At 39.0% G+C, this 18,711-nt stretch carries 19 protein-coding genes; 16 read left to right on the forward strand and 3 right to left on the reverse strand.

Annotated features, from left to right (window positions below; genetic code table 11):
• Positions 1–5 precede the first annotated feature (5 nt).
• The 3 genes from recF to dnaA are packed head-to-tail and all read right to left on the reverse strand — an operon-like array spanning position 6 to position 3,624.
• Complete coding sequence (gene recF / locus ATS74_RS06850) at positions 6–1,100, reverse strand: DNA replication/repair protein RecF (protein WP_058548187.1); 1,095 nt, start codon at positions 1,098–1,100, stop codon at positions 6–8.
• A gap of 15 nt (positions 1,101–1,115) precedes the next feature.
• Positions 1,116–2,219 carry a DNA polymerase III subunit beta gene (gene dnaN, locus ATS74_RS06855; protein WP_058548188.1) on the reverse strand — a complete coding sequence of 368 codons (1,104 nt, stop codon included), beginning with the start codon at positions 2,217–2,219 and terminating at the stop codon, positions 1,116–1,118.
• 13 nt (positions 2,220–2,232) lie between these two features.
• On the reverse strand, positions 2,233–3,624 hold the full coding sequence (dnaA, locus tag ATS74_RS06860) for a chromosomal replication initiator protein DnaA (protein WP_058548189.1): 1,392 nt from the start codon (positions 3,622–3,624) through the stop codon (positions 2,233–2,235).
• A gap of 518 nt (positions 3,625–4,142) precedes the next feature.
• On the opposite strand from dnaA, the gene rpmH reads away from it, so the two are divergent.
• From rpmH to atpA, 16 genes are all read left to right on the forward strand, one after another.
• Positions 4,143–4,277, forward strand: coding sequence for a 50S ribosomal protein L34 (gene rpmH, locus ATS74_RS06865; RefSeq protein ID WP_004335215.1), 135 nt, complete (start codon positions 4,143–4,145; stop codon positions 4,275–4,277).
• Between the two features lie 7 nt (positions 4,278–4,284).
• Positions 4,285–4,710, forward strand: coding sequence for a ribonuclease P protein component (rnpA, locus tag ATS74_RS06870; protein WP_058548190.1), 426 nt, complete (start codon positions 4,285–4,287; stop codon positions 4,708–4,710).
• A gap of 125 nt (positions 4,711–4,835) precedes the next feature.
• A complete protein-coding gene (gene yidD, locus ATS74_RS06875; RefSeq protein WP_058548191.1) occupies positions 4,836–5,111 on the forward strand; it encodes a membrane protein insertion efficiency factor YidD in 276 nt (91 codons plus the stop codon).
• Positions 5,112–5,119: 8 nt separating this feature from the next.
• Positions 5,120–6,754 carry a membrane protein insertase YidC gene (yidC, locus tag ATS74_RS06880; protein ID WP_058548192.1) on the forward strand — a complete coding sequence of 545 codons (1,635 nt, stop codon included), beginning with the start codon at positions 5,120–5,122 and terminating at the stop codon, positions 6,752–6,754.
• A gap of 166 nt (positions 6,755–6,920) precedes the next feature.
• Positions 6,921–8,285 carry a tRNA uridine-5-carboxymethylaminomethyl(34) synthesis GTPase MnmE gene (gene mnmE / locus ATS74_RS06885; RefSeq protein WP_058548210.1) on the forward strand — a complete coding sequence of 455 codons (1,365 nt, stop codon included), beginning with the start codon at positions 6,921–6,923 and terminating at the stop codon, positions 8,283–8,285.
• A 936-nt stretch (positions 8,286–9,221) separates the two neighbouring features.
• Positions 9,222–9,671, forward strand: a complete 450-nt coding sequence (mioC, locus tag ATS74_RS06890) for an FMN-binding protein MioC (protein ID WP_058548193.1) — start codon at positions 9,222–9,224, stop codon at positions 9,669–9,671.
• 427 nt (positions 9,672–10,098) lie between these two features.
• A complete protein-coding gene (gene mnmG / locus ATS74_RS06895) occupies positions 10,099–11,988 on the forward strand; it encodes a tRNA uridine-5-carboxymethylaminomethyl(34) synthesis enzyme MnmG (RefSeq protein ID WP_058548194.1) in 1,890 nt (629 codons plus the stop codon).
• A 15-nt stretch (positions 11,989–12,003) separates the two neighbouring features.
• The gene (rsmG, locus tag ATS74_RS06900; RefSeq protein WP_058548195.1) at positions 12,004–12,624 is read left to right on the forward strand and encodes a 16S rRNA (guanine(527)-N(7))-methyltransferase RsmG; all 621 of its coding nucleotides are present in this window, start codon (positions 12,004–12,006) and stop codon (positions 12,622–12,624) included.
• Positions 12,625–12,638: 14 nt separating this feature from the next.
• A complete protein-coding gene (locus tag ATS74_RS06905) occupies positions 12,639–13,424 on the forward strand; it encodes a ParA family protein (protein ID WP_058548196.1) in 786 nt (261 codons plus the stop codon).
• A gap of 20 nt (positions 13,425–13,444) precedes the next feature.
• Positions 13,445–14,371 carry a ParB/RepB/Spo0J family partition protein gene (locus ATS74_RS06910; protein WP_058548197.1) on the forward strand — a complete coding sequence of 309 codons (927 nt, stop codon included), beginning with the start codon at positions 13,445–13,447 and terminating at the stop codon, positions 14,369–14,371.
• Between the two features lie 142 nt (positions 14,372–14,513).
• Complete coding sequence (locus tag ATS74_RS06915) at positions 14,514–14,894, forward strand: ATP synthase subunit I (protein ID WP_058548198.1); 381 nt, start codon at positions 14,514–14,516, stop codon at positions 14,892–14,894.
• A 15-nt stretch (positions 14,895–14,909) separates the two neighbouring features.
• The gene (atpB, locus tag ATS74_RS06920; protein WP_058548199.1) at positions 14,910–15,767 is read left to right on the forward strand and encodes a F0F1 ATP synthase subunit A; all 858 of its coding nucleotides are present in this window, start codon (positions 14,910–14,912) and stop codon (positions 15,765–15,767) included.
• A 51-nt stretch (positions 15,768–15,818) separates the two neighbouring features.
• On the forward strand, positions 15,819–16,052 hold the full coding sequence (atpE, locus tag ATS74_RS06925) for a F0F1 ATP synthase subunit C (RefSeq protein ID WP_004588071.1): 234 nt from the start codon (positions 15,819–15,821) through the stop codon (positions 16,050–16,052).
• Between the two features lie 42 nt (positions 16,053–16,094).
• The gene (gene atpF, locus ATS74_RS06930) at positions 16,095–16,565 is read left to right on the forward strand and encodes a F0F1 ATP synthase subunit B (protein WP_058548200.1); all 471 of its coding nucleotides are present in this window, start codon (positions 16,095–16,097) and stop codon (positions 16,563–16,565) included.
• 16 nt (positions 16,566–16,581) lie between these two features.
• On the forward strand, positions 16,582–17,115 hold the full coding sequence (gene atpH, locus ATS74_RS06935; RefSeq protein ID WP_058548201.1) for a F0F1 ATP synthase subunit delta: 534 nt from the start codon (positions 16,582–16,584) through the stop codon (positions 17,113–17,115).
• Between the two features lie 14 nt (positions 17,116–17,129).
• Positions 17,130–18,671 carry a F0F1 ATP synthase subunit alpha gene (atpA, locus tag ATS74_RS06940; protein WP_058548202.1) on the forward strand — a complete coding sequence of 514 codons (1,542 nt, stop codon included), beginning with the start codon at positions 17,130–17,132 and terminating at the stop codon, positions 18,669–18,671.
• Positions 18,672–18,711 lie beyond the last annotated feature (40 nt).

The following is an 18,711-nucleotide window of genomic DNA, read 5'->3' on the forward strand; positions in this document are numbered from 1 at the left end:
CCCACTTATCTTGTTATTAGGTTGCCATGTTTCACGTGGAACATTTGTAGTTCTCGTTGCATGGGTTCCACCACAGCAGAAATACTTTCAGATAAAATTGAAGATATAAAAATTTGAGAACTGCAGTGAGCAAGCAATTGCCCCACTTTCTCTTTTGTATCTTCGCCTAGCTCTGAAGGTAAATCATCTATTAGCAATATAGATTGCTTATCTGTCTCTGACTCAATTAAACTATTTTGCGTTACTTTTAACGCATACAATAGCAGCTTTAATTGACCGCGAGAGAACGTGTTCTCAACACTGTTGCCAGCGACACTAAAACTAAAATCAGCCTTATGAGGCCCTTTACTTGTAAATCCTTGGCGAGAGTCTCGCTCAAAGCTTTGCTCTAATGCATCGTTAAGAGATTCAGTCTCTTTCCAGCCTGCGTTATAGCTAATTTCTAAATCGCGTATAAGCGTTAATTCTGCACACATTTTATCAAAAAATTGCTGCTTAAACCTACTTATATACGCCATTCTTAATTTATTTATTTGTTCAGCCAGTCTAACAAATTCTTTGTCCCAAAACCTAATTTGGTCAAAATAATTCTTAGGCTTAGTTTTAAGTAGCGCGTTACGTTGTTTTAGTACTTTATTAAACGACTGCCATAAGAAAAAAAACTCATGTTCCACGTGGAACAAACCTAAATCTAAAAACTTCCTGCGTTCTTTCGGACCACCAAAAAATAAAGAATAGCTCTCAGGCGTAATAATTTGTACCGGCATTAACTGCGCAAGCTCAGACATTTTCCTACTTGCTTTGCCTTGGATTTTTAAATTAGTTTCACCACTTTGGGTTTTACTAATACCAATTGGGATCGATAAATCGTGAAGCGCCTTACGCCCATAAATTACAAATTGTTCTTGCTGATGCGAAATAATGCTTTTATGTTTTGGTGTTCTAAAAGATTTGCCGTGAGAAAGGTAATAAATAGCTTCTAAAAGGCTGGTTTTTCCGCTGCCGTTTTCACCATAAATTATGTTAACGCCGTTGACTGGTTCTAGCGTCAATGCCTCAATATTACGAAAATATTTGAGGCTCAAATGACTTAAGCTCATTATATATTTATAGTCTTATAAGCGCATTGGCATAACTACGTACATAGCTTCTTCATCGCCTGCACCTTCGATAAGTGCGCTGCTATTTGAATCGGCTAATGTAAATAAAACATCTTCTGTTTTTAATGTGTTTAAAACATCAAGTACATAAGATACGTTAAAACCAATTTCTAAATCATCACCTTCGTAATTTACTTCTACCACTTCCTCAGCTTGCTCTTGCTCTGGGTTGTTAGCTGTAATTTTAAGTAAACCATTTGAAAGATTTAATCGCACGCCTCTAAATTTTTCGTTAGATAAAATAGATACGCGTTGGAAAGCATTTCGTAACCACTCGCGATTAGCTGTAATCACTTTGTCACCACCACGTGGTAATACACGACGGTAATCAGGAAAGCGCCCATCAACTAATTTACTGGTAAAAGTAAACTCAACATCAATAATACGAATATGATTAGCACCAAATTGAATAGTTACTAATTCATCATCAGCAACCATAAGGCGCATAATTTCTTGCACACCTTTACGCGGAATAATTAATTGGCGTTGTGTATTAAGTGATTGCGTTAGCTCTTTTTGAGCAATAGCTAAACGGTGGCCATCAGTCGCAACTGTTTTTATATCAGTGTTATCGACCTCAAAAGACATACCATTTAGGTAATAGCGTACGTCTTGATTAGCCATCGAAAAATGCGTGCTTTCGAGTAATTTACGAAGCTCTATGCGAGTAAGTTGAAACTCAACTTCACCATCCCACTGTTCTAAGTTAGGAAAGTCTTCAGCAGCAAGTGTAGTTAATGAAAAGCGACTTTTACCACTTGTTAAAAGTAGTTGGTGCTCTTGTAAGCTTAAAGTAAGGTCTGAACCATCTGGTAGACTTTTACAAATATCGAGTAATTTTTTAGCGGGTAACGTTAATTTTGTATCGGCAATATCATCACCTACAAAAACGCCTGCAACCAACTCAATTTCGAGGTCTGTCCCTGTCATTGAAAGTTGTCCGTTTTCTACCACTAACAATACGTTAGATAAAATAGGTAACGTATGCTTACGCTCTATAGCACCCGATACTTGCACTAATGGCTTTAAAAATTGTTCTCTTGAAATTGTTATTTGCATAATAAAGTCAGCCCTAAGATGACAATGTTCTTATTAAATTTTGATAATCTTCTTTTATTTCATGGCTTTCATCACGTAGTGATTTTACCTTACGACACGCATGTAATACGGTGGTATGGTCACGTCCGCCAAATGCGTCACCAATCTCAGGTAAGCTGTGATTAGTTAATTCTTTAGATAATGCCATTGCTACTTGGCGAGGCCTTGCTATAGAGCGACTACGGCGCTTAGATAGCAGATCAGATACACGTATTCTGTAATATTCAGCTACTGTACGTTGAATGTTATCTATGGTTACAAGCTTATCTTGTAGTGCTAATAAGTCACGCAGTGCTTCTTTTACAAAGTCGATAGAAATAGGACGACCCGTAAAATTGGCGTTAGCTATTACACGGTTAAGTGCACCTTCTAATTCGCGCACATTTGAACGTAATTTTTTAGCAATAAAAAAGGCCACTTCGTGCGGTAAATTAATTTTACTCTGCTGGGCTTTTTTCATCAAAATAGCAACGCGCGTTTCAAGCTCTGGTGGCTCAATAGCAATAGTTAAACCCCAGCCAAAACGAGATTTAAGACGGTCTTCAACACCTTCAATTTCTTTTGGGTATCTGTCTGAGGTTAAAATTATTTGCTGATTACCTTCAAGTAGCGCATTAAAGGTATGAAAAAATTCTTCTTGAGAACGCTCTTTATTAGCAAAAAATTGAATGTCATCGATCATCAATGCATCAACACTACGGTAGTAACGCTTAAATTCTTCTATCGCATTATTTTGTAGTGCTTTAACCATATCTTGTACAAAGCGCTCTGAATGCATGTAAACAATTTTAGCATCAGGCTTATTTGCCATAATGCCATTACCTACTGCATGTAATAAGTGAGTTTTACCTAAGCCTGTTCCGCCATATATAAATACAGGGTTAAAAGCAGAGCCTGGATTATCAGCAACTTGAGTTGCTGCAGCTTTTGCTAATTGGTTAGATTTACCTTCAACAAAACTATCAAAGGTATAGTTTTCTTTTATATTAGATTTATAACCTGACTTAGGAGCAGGTTCAACAACAGGCTTTTGTTCACGCGGCTGTTGTTTTGTAGTTGTTTGCTGAGCAATTGGCGCTGATTGAGTTTCAACAGCTGGTGCAGCTTGGGTATTTAATAAAGGCTTACTACCTACATCAAAACGCAGCTCTGGTGCTTCTACACCACAAATTTCTACTAATAATTCGTTAATTCTATTTAGGTACTTTTCTCTCACCCAATCAAGTACAAAGCGATTAGGTGCATAAATAGTTAAGGTATCTTCGGTACTTTCTGCTTGTAGTGGTCTTACCCACATACTGAATTGCTGCGAAGGCAGCTCATCTTGCAATACATATAAACAACTTTGCCAAACCGACAGATACACAGTTAAACTCCCAGAGATATAATTTTTATTCCCGCACATCATTAATGATTAAAAATCATACATTTATTGCGTTCAGTTGGCCAAATAAGCGACCCAAGACCGGGTATTATGAAGGCACTTTATCCACAAGTAAAAGATTGATTTTTATCAAATTGTTGATATCGATGTATAAAATCATTAACAGACTGATTTAAAACAGCTTTTATTTTTAAGACTGAAGAGAGATCATAACAAAATAACACGAAGATCGCGAACCAAATTTACGATCCAATTTACTTTTCCCCCGCTTTTATTCACTTTTTATACAAGGGCTGTGGAAAACTCTTTATTTATGATGATCCTACTTGATCACCCTTATACGATCCCAATAAAACAGTAAATAAACCCTATAGGGCTAACGTAATTATGATTGACTTTACATTACTTAATCTATAATATCTCGCGCTCGCAATGGCACCTATGCCAGGATCGCGACCTGTATAGGATGTTTTAACTTTAACCGATCGGATGAGATTGTTATGAAAAGAACTTTTCAACCTAGCGTTTTAAAACGCAAACGTGCACACGGCTTCCGTGCTCGCATGGCAACTGTAAATGGCCGTAAAGTATTAGCACGTCGCCGCGCTAAAGGCCGCAAAGTTCTTTCTGCTTAATTTATAAGTGGAAGACTTTAGCTTTGGCAGGGAGTTACGTCTGTTAACTCCCTCGCATTACTCTCGCATATTTAATGAACCCGCTCGGGCTGCAACTCCTTACTTTACTCTTTTAGCAAAACCCAATGACCAAGATAAACCTAGGTTAGGACTTACTGTTGCTAAAAAACGTGTAAAAAAGGCATGCCAACGTAACCGTATTAAACGACTCGCTCGCGAAAGTTTTCGTTTAAATAAACACAATTTAGATAATATCGATATTGTGCTAATGGTTAAATCTGGTGTTGATGAGCAGTCTAATGAAGAGTTAACCAAACAGTTAACTAAACTGTGGCGTAAAATAAATGAACGCTGCAAACCTGGTGCACCTAAACCACCACCATTTAAAAAACGCCCAAACAAATCAGCTAAATCTAATAAACAACCCCGATAGCAATAGAATTGCAGGGTTAATTAATGTATCTTTAGCTCACCTTTTAATCATGCGTTTAAAATCTCTAATTGAGCCTTTAAATACATGGTATCTATTCACTAAATATACGCAGGGGCATAAACACCATGAGGTTACTAAAACCACTTGTTGCTATTCCAAAGCGTTGTTTAGTGTTATTTATCCGCGGTTATCAAATGTGGATAAGCCCACTACTAGGCCCGCATTGTCGTTTTAATCCAAGCTGCTCTCATTATGCGATTCAAGCAATTAATTTGCATGGATTTGTAAAAGGGAGTTGGTTAGCACTTAAACGCATATTAAAATGCCATCCTTTACATTCAGGCGGAGATGACCCCGTACCTGAAAAATTAACCCATATTAACCACCAACACGAGAAATAAGAGCTGTTATGGAATCGCAACGCACGTTTTTATTAATCGGCCTAATGTTAGTGTCGTTTTTATTATTTCAAGAATGGAATAACGATTACAACGCACCTAAAGCCGATCCAAGTGCCACAACACAAACACAACAAGCAAATTCACCAGAATCGGATGACTTCATACCGTCATCATCAGATTCAGGTTTACCTGCTTCAGCCACTTTAGCTAAACGTTCAGTTATTGAAATAACAACTGATGTATTTAAAGTTAAAATTGACACCAAAGGCGGTGACATTGTTGAAGCAGACTTACTCCAATACGAAGAGGTAAAAGGTGAAGAAACACCATTTATGCTTTTAGGTGAGTTTGATGGCAATCAGTACTTTTCACAAAGTGGCTTAATTGGCTTAAACGGCCCAGATGCATCAGCAAATGGTCGCCCTACTTATCAAGCACCGCAAAAAGCCTACACGCTAAGTGGTGATGAACTACGCGTACCTCTTACCTATGTTGATAGTAATGGCGTAAGCTTTACTAAAACGTATGTATTCAAAAAAGGTCAATACGATGTAGGACTAGAATACAAAATTAACAATGCCACTAGCGCCCCTGTTCAAGTACAGCTATACACGCAAATTAAGCGCACTGTACAAGAAAAAGGCAGCTTAGTTGATCAAAACTATTTAGGGTCTGCATTCGGCACGGATGAAGAACCATACGAAAAATATAGTTTTTCAGATATGGCAGACAAAAACCTAAATAAAAATACCCAAGGTGGTTACGTTGCCTTTATTCAGCATTACTTTGTAAGTGCATGGGTACCTAAGCAAGACGAAACACATACTATTTATAGCTTAATTACAAAAAGTAACGCGGCTATTATTGGTTCTAAAGCAGAACCTGTAAATATACAAGCAGGCAGCGAACAAACACTAAGTGCTATTTACTACATGGGTCCTAAAGAGTCTGATATTCTTGAAGCGATTCACCCAGACTTAGACTTAACTGTAGATTACGGTTGGTTATGGTTTATTTCACAGCCTTTATTTGTACTACTTAAATGGTTACACAGTATTTTAGGTAACTGGGGTGTAGCAATTATTGCCATCACTATTATCGTTAAATCGCTAATGTACCCACTGACTAAAGCGCAATACACCTCAATGGCTAAAATGCGTGCCTTACAGCCTAAAATGGCTGCTCTTAAAGAAAAATATGGTGATGACCGTCAAAAATTCGGCCAAGCTACAATGGAAATGTACAAAAAAGAAAAAGTTAACCCTATGGGCGGCTGTTTCCCTATTTTGTTACAAATGCCAATTTTCTTAGCGTTATTTTACGTATTCTTAGAGTCTACAGAACTTCGCCATGCAGAGTTTGTACTTTGGTTGACTGACCTTTCAGCACAAGACCCATACTACGTATTACCAATATTATTTGGTGCAAGTATGTTTGTGACGCAAAAACTACAACCAATGACGGTTACCGATCCAATGCAGCAAAAAATGATGACCTTTATGCCGGTTATCTTCTCTGTATTCTTCTTATGGTTCCCATCTGGTTTAGTACTTTACTGGTTAGTGTCTAACCTTATTTCTATTGTCCAGATGCTTATCATCTATCGTGGCATGGAAAAGAAAGGAATAAAAGTAAGAGGCTAATTGCCTATACCCAAGCTACATCAAGATGGTTTGAGTATATTACTTATATAAAGGCGACTTAGGTCGCCTTTTTTATTGCCTATTTTTTACCACAGCTATTCGCTACAAATAAATGCATAGGTTACAATACGGCCATAAAGTTACTCATTGTTGGCAAATTAATAGCATGATCAATCAAGATACAATTGCAGCACAAGCAACCGCTCCAGGGCGTGGTGGCGTAGGTATAATCAGGGTTTCTGGCAATCTTGCCAAAAGCGTGGCTGAAAAAGTAATTGGTAAAATACCTAAAGTTCGATACGCCGATTATGTTCCGTTTAAAAGCTTAAGTGGCGAGCAGCTAGATCAAGGTATTGCTATTTATTTTGCAGGCCCAAACTCATTTACCGGCGAAGATGTATTAGAGCTACAAGGTCATGGCGGCCCTGTTGTACTAGACATGCTATTAAAAGAAATTAGCCAAATTGAAGGCGTTCGCTTAGCTAAGCCAGGTGAGTTTTCTGAACGCGCATTTATGAACGATAAGCTTGATTTAACCCAAGCAGAAGCTATAAGCGATTTAATTAATGCAACCTCAGAACAGGCCGCTAAAAGTGCCTTACAATCGCTACAAGGTGAATTTTCTAAACATATAGAAACCCTAGTAGAAAAAGTAATTCACTTACGAATGTATGTAGAGGCTGCAATTGACTTCCCTGATGAAGAAATCGACTTTTTATCCGATGGCAAAGTGTCAGGCGATCTAGATGCCATAATCAGTCAATTAAACACAGTAACTAGCCAAGCTAAGCAAGGCAGCATTATGCGAGAAGGTATGCGCGTAGTTATTGCTGGGCGCCCTAACGCGGGTAAATCAAGTTTATTAAATGCCTTAGCAGGACGCGAAGCCGCCATAGTAACCGAAATAGCAGGTACTACTCGCGACGTACTACGAGAGCATATTCATATTGATGGCATGCCACTACATATTATTGATACCGCAGGCTTACGTGAGAGCCCAGACCGCGTAGAGCAAATAGGCATAGAGCGCGCATGGGATGAAATAAACCAAGCTGACCGCGTGTTATTTATGCTTGATGGTACCGACACAACCGACACCGACCCACACACTATTTGGCCTGAATTTATGGCTAAATTACCGCAAGGTATGGGTGTAACGGTTATAAGAAATAAAGCAGATCTATCGGGCGATGTTGTAGGTATGGAGCAAGAACAGCAGTACCCTGTAATTAGCTTAAGCGCAAAAAATGCAGACGGCATTGAGCTTGTACGAGAGCATTTAAAAGCCTGTATAGGCTTTCAGGGAGCTACCGAGGGCGGGTTTATGGCACGTCGTCGTCATTTAGATGCACTTGAGCACGCGGCCTACCATTTAGACACAGGTAAAACTCAGTTAGAAATGCACATAGCTGGTGAAATATTGGCTGAAGAGCTTCGCTTAACGCAGCAATACTTAAATGAAATAACCGGCGAATTTACCTCAGACGACTTACTTGGCAAAATTTTTAGCTCGTTTTGTATTGGTAAATAAGTCACAAATACAATCTAATTTAGGGCACTTAAGTGCCCTTTTTTATGCCTAAATATAAGTCATTTAATTAAGACAATTGGTTTTAAAAGAACCAAAATAAGATCACCTAATTACTACTATAAAAGCTATCAAAATGATGATATTTCATAAGTAGGTTCAACTAAATTGATACTAAATACTGTCGCTTTAAATAGCCTTATTAGCCATAACTAAAATGCTAAAATAGTAATCAAAAAGCGAGTTTAAATGGCTATTAAAATGCACTAAAAAGCAATTCCCCTTTCATATTTTAATACGATCCGATTACTTAAATATAAAATCACCACTGCGATTTTGAAATAAACTTAACTTTTAATCCCCCATCCACCAGCAATAAATCTTCATAAATTGTTCAAAATAAAAAATTATTCAAAAAGGTTATCCACAATAAGCAGATTTATGGCAAACAATACTAAAAATTAGCTCACTAAAGAATCAAAGTGACGACGATCTTTAAAAAAGGAGCTGTTTATAAAATTAATTTTAGCTTTTTAAAGCAGATCTCATTAAATAGATCGTTTTTGAAAATTATTTTTGATCGCGTTTTTAAGTTATCAACAAGATTACTATCCACATTGTGATCAACAGCTATACATGAGTTACAAAATGCTGGCTGGTGGATCTACTTAATTTAAATATCAATAACTTAGCAATTAAGCAAACAATGAACAAGTTAACTTAAACAGAGGTTCCCCCAACCTTATCAACAACTTGATCATAAGATTACATTTGAAGTAAATATGTTAAACCATTTAAATTCAATAACTTAAAACACAGCTAAAGTAACAGTTTAAAAACTTAGCGAAAATAGTTATACAAAATACTCTCAAGCTCTTTACTGAAACACTAACTAAGCTATCATAGCGGGCAAATTAGTAATGTGTGATCAGTAAAAATATGAGTTCAGTAAATATAATCGTTGGTAGCCAAATGGGATCTGCAGAATATGTTGCAGAGCAACTTTGTGATGAATTAAATAACCAAGGGATTAGCACTGAAATACACGATCAACCAAATTTATCTGATATTGATCAACACAATACAGTATGGCTTATATGTACATCTACATATGGTGCAGGTGATTACCCTGAAAACCTTTTACCCTTTATAGAACAGTTAAATCAACAAAGTGATCTATCAACTGTAAAATATTCAGTCATTGGTTTGGGTGACACAAGTTATGACACTTATAACTTAGCCGGACGTAATATAGATAGCTTAATGGCGAGCTTAGGCGCTACTTGCATAGCCCCAAGGCTTGAATTAAATATTCTTGATGAAGCATTACCTGAAGATACAGCCCTAGAATGGCTTGATTCTTGGGTAGAAAAAGCACAATTAAAGTAACACGATCTAAATAAAGTAATAAAAAAAGTTACCCACAATTTACTAATAATTTAGTTACTTTTGTGGATAACCGCTGATCAAACTGCGATTTCAAGCATGCTTATCCATTAGATAAGATCGACTTGATATACCCCTGTGTATAAAGTCCTATTTTGATCAGAGCTTATTTGCCTGATGATCCGATCATATTAACACCTTTAGATCCGATCTAATTCCATGTTTTAAATATAGAAATATACCTTATCAACAGAAAACCCGATCAGTAGTAGTAATAGTATTAAAAGATCTCTTTAAAAGATCCTTTATATTATAAGTGATCAGTGACTTAGATCTTGAGCACTGTTTAATCATTTATCTTCTGCTAAATTCTAGGTAGAATACGCTCCCTTTTGAAGTTTACTGGTTTGGTTTAAGTAGGATCCCATTAATGATTTTTCACGAAAAGTTTGACGTTATCGTAGTAGGCGGTGGACATGCTGGCACTGAAGCCGCATTGGCAGCTGCACGCATGGGGATGAATACCCTGCTGCTAACTCACAATATGGATACCCTTGGTCAAATGTCTTGTAACCCTGCAATTGGTGGCATTGGCAAAGGTCATTTGGTTAAAGAAATTGACGCCCTTGGCGGTGCAATGGCGCAAGCTATTGACAAAGGTGGGATCCAGTTTCGTACGCTTAATTCTTCTAAAGGACCAGCTGTTCGTGCAACTCGTGCACAAGCTGATCGCGCATTATACAAAGCGGCTATCCAAGACACTTTACAAAACCAAGAAAACTTAAAAATATTTCAGCAATCATGTGATGATCTAATCGTTGAAGATAATCGTGTTGTTGGCGTTGTAACCCAAATGGGTTTACGTTTTAGTGCACCGAGTGTTGTTTTAACAGTAGGTACATTTTTAGGTGGTCAAATACATATTGGCTTAGAAAACTTTAAAGGCGGACGCGCAGGCGATCCACCTTCAATTGCATTAGCTAATAGATTACGTGAACTACCATTTAGAGTTGATCGATTAAAAACTGGTACACCTCCACGTATTGATGCCCGTACAGTTGATTTTAGTAAAATGGAAGAACAGCCTGGCGACATGCCTACCCCTGTATTTTCATTTATGGGCAAACAAAGTGATCACCCACAACAGATACCGTGTTACATCACTTACACTAACGAAAAAACACATGATGTTATTCGTAAAAACTTACATCGCTCACCTATGTACTCAGGTGTTATTGAAGGTATTGGCCCTCGCTACTGTCCTTCAATTGAAGATAAAATAGTTCGTTTTGCCGATAAAGATAAACACCAGATATTTGTAGAGCCTGAAGGTTTAACTTCTAACGAGTTATACCCTAATGGTATTTCGACAAGCTTACCGTTTGATGTGCAACTAGAAATAGTGCGATCAATTGGCGGATTTGAAAATGCGCATATTTGTCGTCCTGGTTATGCTATTGAGTATGACTTTTTCGACCCTCGCGATTTAAAACAGTCATTAGAAACTAAATTTATTGACGGGTTATTTTTTGCGGGTCAAATAAATGGTACTACTGGTTACGAAGAAGCTGGTGCGCAAGGTTTAATTGCCGGTATGAATGCCGCGTTGCAAGTTCAAGGCAAAGATGCATGGACACCACGTCGAGATGAAGCTTATGTTGGCGTATTAATTGACGACTTAGCAACGCTTGGTACAAAAGAACCGTACCGTATGTTTACTAGCCGTGCTGAATACCGTTTATTATTGCGTGAAGACAATGCTGATATTCGCTTAACAGAAAAAGGCCGTGAGCTAGGGCTAGTTAATGATGAACGTTGGCAGGCATTTAACGAAAAAATGGAAGTGATCGAAAAAGAGAAACAACGTATGAAAGATACGTGGATCCATAAAGATCACCCTGTTGTTGATCAAGTAAATGCTTTACTGAAAACACCATTAACACGTGAAGCGAGTTTAGAAGATCTTCTTCGTCGTCCTGAGATTCGTTATAACGATCTTGTTGCTATTGATGGACTAGGATCTGAGCACACAAATAAAGCCGCACTTGAACAGGTTGAAATTCATACTAAGTATGCTGGATACATTGCGCGTCAGCAAGATGAGATCAATAAGCAGCTCCGTCATGAACAAACAATCCTACCAAAAGAGTTCGACTATAAAACAGTATCTGGCTTATCAAACGAAGTAGTTGCTAAGCTAACTGATGCTCGCCCTGATACTATTGGTCAAGCTTCGCGTATTTCTGGTATCACCCCAGCGGCGATTTCGCTATTATTAGTGTATCTGAAGAAGCAAGGCTTGTTACGCAAAACTGCGTAACGGTAAAGGTACACTGTGTTACAGCAACAATTAACTACATTGTTAGCGCAAACTGATATTGCGCTAACAGAAAAACAACAGCAGCAGCTAGTTCAATATGTCGAGTTATTAAACAAATGGAACAAAGCTTATAATTTAACCTCTGTACGCTTACCTGAAGAAATGATGGTTAAGCATATTATGGATAGCTTAGTTGTTGCTCCTCATTTACCCGGTCATCATTATATTGATGTTGGTACGGGCCCTGGTTTACCAGGTATCGTTTTAGCTATTGCATTACCTGATACACAATTTGTATTACTAGATAGCCTAGGTAAACGCGTTCGATTTTTAATGCATGTTAAACATGAGCTTGGCCTTGATAACGTAACCCCTGTTCAGTCAAGAGTTGAAGAATATCAGCCAAGTGTTAAATTAGATGGCGTACTCAGTCGTGCATTTGCTTCATTACAAGATATGGTTGACTGGTGTTCGCACTTAATTGATCATTCAGGTAAATTTATAGCACTTAAAGGTGTGTTCCCTAGTGAAGAGCTAGAGTCGTTACCTAAAGGTGTTAAGTTTGAGCAAAAAATTGCATTGGAAGTACCAAAGTTAGATGCACAACGACATTTAATTATTCTTTCTAAAGACTAGGGATCAGAGACACTGTGGCAAAAGTCATCGCATTAGCAAATCAAAAAGGTGGAGTGGGTAAAACTACAACCGCCGTTAATCTCGCTGCATCTATGGCTGCAACGAAACGTAAAGTGCTGTTAATTGATCTCGACCCGCAAGGCAATGCGACAATGGGAAGTGGCGTAGATAAGTACGGCGACGTACCTACTATCTACGATTTACTCATAGAAGATAAGCCCATTGAAGAGGTAATAATTAAAGAAACCTCTGGCGAATACCATATGATTGCTGCAAACGGTGATGTAACCGCTGCAGAAGTTAAATTAATGGAATTATTTGCACGCGAAGTTCGCCTTCGTAATGCACTTGAAAAAATTCAGGACCAGTACGAATTTATTTTTATCGACTGCCCGCCCTCTTTAAATATGTTAACCGTTAACGCTATGGCCGCTGCTGACTCTATTTTAGTTCCAATGCAGTGTGAGTATTATGCTTTAGAAGGTTTAACTGCATTAATGGATACCATTACGCAACTTGCCAAGTTGGTTAACCCTAACTTAAAAATAGAAGGCATACTTCGGACTATGTACGATCCGCGTAATCGTTTAGCTAATGACGTATCAGAACAATTAAAACAACATTTTGGTGATAAAGTATACCGCACTGTAATTCCACGTAACGTTCGATTAGCAGAAGCGCCAAGTTTTGGTGCACCAGCTATGTACTATGACCGAGCATCAAGTGGCGCTAAAGCATATTTAGCACTTGCGGGTGAAATGTTACGCAGAAAAGAAAAAACAGCGTCCGTTGTCGCCTAACTTTGAGGTAAAAAAATAACATGTCTGCTAAAAAACGAGGTTTAGGCCGAGGACTCGATGCACTTTTAAGTTCGTCAAAACCTGCACCCAGCGTAAGCAAGGATCAAGACACTACACCTGTTACTGAAACTGTACAAAAAGCAGTAGAAGTTAATAACAGCGAACTACAAAAATTGCCTATCGAGTTTTTACACTCGGGTAAATATCAACCTCGTAAAGACATGTCTGAAGAGGCACTTGAAGAATTAGCCAGCTCTATTCGCTCACAAGGCATTATTCAGCCAATTGTTGTGCGGCCAGTTGCACAAAATAGTTATGAAATAATTGCCGGTGAACGTCGTTGGCGAGCAGCGCAAATTGCAAAGCTTGAAAGTGTACCTTGTATTATCAAAGATGTGCCAGATGAAGCGGCTGTTGCTATTGCGCTTATTGAAAACATTCAGCGCGAAGATTTAAACGCAATGGAAGAAGCTGTTGCACTAAACCGCCTACTTAATGAATTTGAACTAACACATCAGCAGGTAGCTGATGCTGTTGGTAAATCGCGTACAACCGTAACTAATTTACTACGTTTAAATAATTTAAATAGCGATGTAAAAATTCTGTTAGAACATGGCGACATTGAAATGGGCCACGCACGTTGTTTATTAGCCCTAGAAGGTGAATCACAATCAGATGCCGCGCGTTTAGCTGTTGCAAAAGCACTCACGGTTCGTGAAACTGAAAAACTGGTACGTTCTATTTTAGAGCCTGCGCCAGCAAAAGAAGTAGTAGAGAAAGACCCTGACGTGAAGCAGTTAGAACAACAGCTTGCTGAAAACCTAGGTGCCAAAGTTGAAATAAATTACAACAAAAAAGGCAAAGGCAAGTTGGTCATTTCTTACACTAATTTAGATGAGCTCGACGGTATTTTAAACCGCATCAACCAAGACAATACCCAGCATTAGTTTTCTACATGTCCAATAAGAGACATTTGTAGCTATTTTGTGTTACAAAGCGTCTACTCAAGTTGCAAAACTGGCAGGATTAAGTATAATTTCGCCAGTTTTCACACCCTAACAATTAGAACGCCATAAAGGTTAACTAAACGTGACTAATAAGTTAGCAAGACCTTACAGGCTTGCCGCATTTAAATTAATTTGTCTACAGGGTATCGTGGCTTTAGTAGCTGCAGTTATTATTTTTATTGGTTGGGGAGTAAGTGCCAGCTTATCAGCATTAGCTGGAAGCGCCGTTGCAATACTCCCTCACCTAGTATTTGCGCTTTATGCATTCAGATTTATGGGTGCAAGCCAAGCAAATCAAGCGTATACCTCGTTAAAACGCGGTAACGGATTAAAATTTATGCTAACAATCGTATTGTTCGCACTGATACTCAAGTCAACCACGGTAATATTAATGCCGTTTTTTTGTGTTTATGTATTTGTGTTGTTTACAGGATTGTTCGCACCCGTTTTTTTTAAACATTAACTTTTGGGATATAACATGGCTGCAGAAGAAGTTACTATATCAAGCCATATCCAGCATCACTTAACAAACGCTAAGATGTGTATGACCGACTCTGGTCTTGCCTTCAACAAAGCGTGTGCAGACAGTGGTTTCTGGACATGGAATATAGATACCCTCGCATGGTCAATCGGACTAGGTCTATTATTTTTATGGACTTTCCGTAGTGCCGCAAAAAAAGCACACATAGGTGTGCCTGGTAAATTTCAATGTTTTATTGAAATGATTGTTGAGTTCGTTGGCGACAACGTACGTGACACTTACCACGGTAAAAGCAAATTAATTGCTCCATTAGCCTTAACAATCTTTGTTTGGGTGTTCTTAATGAACCTAATGGATTTAATCCCTGTTGACTTCTTGCCTGCACTTGCTGGTCTTGTTGGTGAACAAGCCTTCGGCATGGATTCGCACGACGTATACATGAAAATTGTACCAACCACAGACATAAACTTAACCGCAGCTTTAGCTATTGGTGTGTTTATTCTGATGATTGGCTACTCTATTAAAATTAAAGGGGTTGGCGGCTTTATTAAAGAGCTTACACTTCACCCATTTAGCTCTAATAGCAAAGTAGCTATGATTTTCTTAATTCCTTGTAATTTATTACTAGAAACAATCGCTTTAGTGTCTAAGCCTTTCTCGTTAGCACTGCGTTTATTCGGTAACTTATACGCTGGTGAATTGATTTTCATACTTATCGGCGCAGTTGGTTTAATGCAACTTCCGTTGCACTTTGTTTGGGCTGTATTCCATATCTTAGTAATCGTGTTACAAGCATTCGTATTTATGATGCTAACCATTGTTTACCTAAGCATGGCAAGTTCAGATAATCACTAATTTATACACTTTTTATATTTAACTTTAACAATTGAAACTTTGGAGAAAAAAATGGAACTAGTATTAGGTCTTAAGTACATCGCAGTTGCTTTACTAATCGGCTTCGGTGCAATCGGTACTGCAATCGGCTTCGGTAACATGGGTGGTAAATTCCTAGAAGCATGTGCGCGTCAGCCTGAGCTTGCACCTTCATTACAAGTTAAGATGTTCATCCTAGCTGGTCTAATCGATGCGGTAGCAATGATCGGTGTTGGTATCGCAATGGTAATCCTGTTCGTACTTTAATTTAATTTTTTGAACAGCTTACTATTTTAAGGAGGAGCGGTCGTGAATATAACAGCCACTCTTATCGGTGAATTAATTGCGTTTACGGTGTTTGTACTATTTTGTATGAAATATGTATGGCCACCATTGAATGATGCAATTGAAGCTCGCCAGAAGAAAATTGAAGATGGTTTAGCTGCCTCTGATAGAGCCGAAAAAGACTTAGAACTTGCGCAACAAAAAGCTGCAGAACAGCTTAAAGATGCAAAAGCTCAAGCGGCAGATATCATTGAACAAGCTAAAAAGCGTGCCGTGCTAATTGTTGACGAAGAAACTGTTCGTGGACAAGAAGAACGTGAAAAAATTATTGCTCAAGGGCACTCTGAAATTGAATCAGAGCGTAACCGCGTGACAGAAGAGCTACGTAAGCAAGTAGCAACACTGGCTGTGGTTGGCGCAGAGAGAATTTTAGAGCGTGAAATCAATCAAGCCGCACATAGTGACATCGTTGAAAAACTTGTCGCTGAGCTGTAATTAGGAGGGTATGAGCATGTCTGAATTGACTACTATCGCTCGCCCATACGCTAAAGCGGCTTTTGAGCTTGCCGTTGAAAAAGGCACAATTGAAAGCTGGAATGACATGTTGTTCTTTGCAGGCGAAGTTGCCAGCAATGAGCAAGCATCAGCCATTTTAGCTGGATTGCCTACTGCTACTGCACAAGCTGAGTTATTTATTAACTTATGTGCAGAGCAGCTCAACGAACAAGGTCAGAACCTAGTGAAGGTGATGGCTGAAAATGGACGTTTGATTGCACTGCCTGAGGTTGCTCAGTTATTCGCTGCTTTTAAAGCAGAGTATGACAAAGAAATCGACGTAGATGTGATTTCGGCAACCCCTCTTGCTGCTTCGCAGCAAGAGTCATTGGTAGCGACTCTTGAAAAACGTTTCGCACGCAAAGTTAAGCTGAATTGTAGTGAAGACGCTGCAGTTGTTGGCGGCCTTATTATTAAGGCGGGTGACACTGTAATCGACGGCTCAGTACGCGGTAAATTAAACCGCTTAGCCACAACACTACAATCGTAATTGGGAAAAAGAGCATGCAACTTAATTCCACTGAAATTTCAGATCTGATCAAACAACGTATTGAGCAGTTCGAAGTTGTAAGTGAAGCTCGTAACGAAGGTACAATTGTATCTGTTACTGACGGTATCATCCGCATCCACGGTCTTGCTGACTGTATGCAAGGTGAAATGATTGAGCTTCCAGGCAACCGTTATGCTATCGCACTAAACCTTGAGCGCGACTCAATTGGTGCAGTAGTAATGGGTCCTTACGCTGACCTTACTGAAGGCGTAAAAGTATACACAACTGGTCGTATCTTAGAAGTTCCTGTTGGTGCTGGTTTACTTGGCCGTGTTGTAAACACGCTAGGTGCTCCTATCGACGGTAAAGGCGCTTTAGATAACGACGGTTTTGAACCTGTAGAAAAAATTGCACCAGGTGTAATCGAGCGTCAATCTGTAGATGAACCAGTACAAACTGGTTACAAATCTATTGATGCTATGATCCCAGTTGGTCGTGGTCAGCGTGAGCTTGTAATCGGTGACCGCCAAACAGGTAAAACTGCACTAGCAATCGATGCAATCATCAATCAAAAGAACACAGGCGTTAAGTGTGTGTACGTAGCGGTTGGCCAAAAAGCATCTACTATTGCGAACGTAGTACGTAAATTAGAAGAGCACGGTGCACTTGCAAATACTATCGTAGTTGTAGCATCTGCTTCTGAGTCTGCGGCACTTCAGTACTTAGCACCGTTCTCGGGCTGTACTATGGGTGAATACTTCCGTGACCGTGGTGAAAACGCATTAATCGTATATGATGATTTATCTAAGCAAGCAGTTGCTTACCGTCAAATCTCATTACTACTTAAGCGTCCACCAGGTCGTGAAGCATACCCAGGTGACGTATTCTACCTTCACTCTCGTCTTTTAGAGCGTGCATCGCGTGTAAACGCAGATTACGTTGAAAAGTTCACCAATGGTGAAGTGAAAGGACAAACTGGTTCATTGACGGCATTGCCAATCATTGAAACTCAAGGCGGCGACGTTTCTGCGTTCGTACCGACAAACGTTATCTCTATCACCGATGGTCAGATCTTCTTAGAAACTGACTTATTCAACTCAGGTATCCGTCCGGCAGTAAATGCTGGTATCTCGGTATCGCGTGTTGGTGGTGCTGCACAAACTAAAATCGTTAAGAAACTAGGTGGCGGTATCCGTCTAGCCCTAGCTCAGTACCGTGAATTAGCTGCGTTCTCGCAGTTCGCGTCTGACCTTGATGATGCTACACGTGCTCAACTTGAGCATGGTGAGCGTGTAACAGAGCTAATGAAGCAGAAACAGTACGCACCAATGTCTGTTGCTGATATGTCTTTGTCGTTATTTGCAGCTGAGAAAGGCTATCTTAAAGATATCGAAATTCCTAAAATTATGGATTTCGAAGCAGCTTTACTTTCTTATGCAAGTAGCACATACGCAGAGCTTGTGGCTCAAATCAATGAAACTGGTAACTACAACGCCGAGATCGAAGCGAAACTTAAAGAACTTCTAGAGAAGTTCAAGTCTACGCAAACTTGGTAATTTAGTTATTAATGGTGCGCTTTAGTTTACTAAAGCACAC

Origin of the sequence: Pseudoalteromonas sp. H103 (genome assembly GCF_001469205.1) — a bacterium.
Taxonomy (GTDB): Bacteria; Pseudomonadota; Gammaproteobacteria; order Enterobacterales; family Alteromonadaceae; genus Pseudoalteromonas; species Pseudoalteromonas carrageenovora.

Coding starts and splice junctions, on each gene's coding strand:
- recF (WP_058548187.1), bottom strand. CDS start 1,100: ATGAGCTTAAGTCATTTGAGCCTCAAATATTTTCGTAATATTGAGGCA.
- dnaN (WP_058548188.1), bottom strand. CDS start 2,219: ATGCAAATAACAATTTCAAGAGAACAATTTTTAAAGCCATTAGTGCAA.
- rpmH (WP_004335215.1), top strand. CDS start 4,143: ATGAAAAGAACTTTTCAACCTAGCGTTTTAAAACGCAAACGTGCACAC.
- yidD (WP_058548191.1), top strand. CDS start 4,836: ATGAGGTTACTAAAACCACTTGTTGCTATTCCAAAGCGTTGTTTAGTG.
- yidC (WP_058548192.1), top strand. CDS start 5,120: ATGGAATCGCAACGCACGTTTTTATTAATCGGCCTAATGTTAGTGTCG.
- mnmE (WP_058548210.1), top strand. CDS start 6,921: ATGATCAATCAAGATACAATTGCAGCACAAGCAACCGCTCCAGGGCGT.
- mioC (WP_058548193.1), top strand. CDS start 9,222: ATGAGTTCAGTAAATATAATCGTTGGTAGCCAAATGGGATCTGCAGAA.
- mnmG (WP_058548194.1), top strand. CDS start 10,099: ATGATTTTTCACGAAAAGTTTGACGTTATCGTAGTAGGCGGTGGACAT.
- ATS74_RS06910 (WP_058548197.1), top strand. CDS start 13,445: ATGTCTGCTAAAAAACGAGGTTTAGGCCGAGGACTCGATGCACTTTTA.
- atpB (WP_058548199.1), top strand. CDS start 14,910: ATGGCTGCAGAAGAAGTTACTATATCAAGCCATATCCAGCATCACTTA.
- atpE (WP_004588071.1), top strand. CDS start 15,819: ATGGAACTAGTATTAGGTCTTAAGTACATCGCAGTTGCTTTACTAATC.
- atpH (WP_058548201.1), top strand. CDS start 16,582: ATGTCTGAATTGACTACTATCGCTCGCCCATACGCTAAAGCGGCTTTT.
- atpA (WP_058548202.1), top strand. CDS start 17,130: ATGCAACTTAATTCCACTGAAATTTCAGATCTGATCAAACAACGTATT.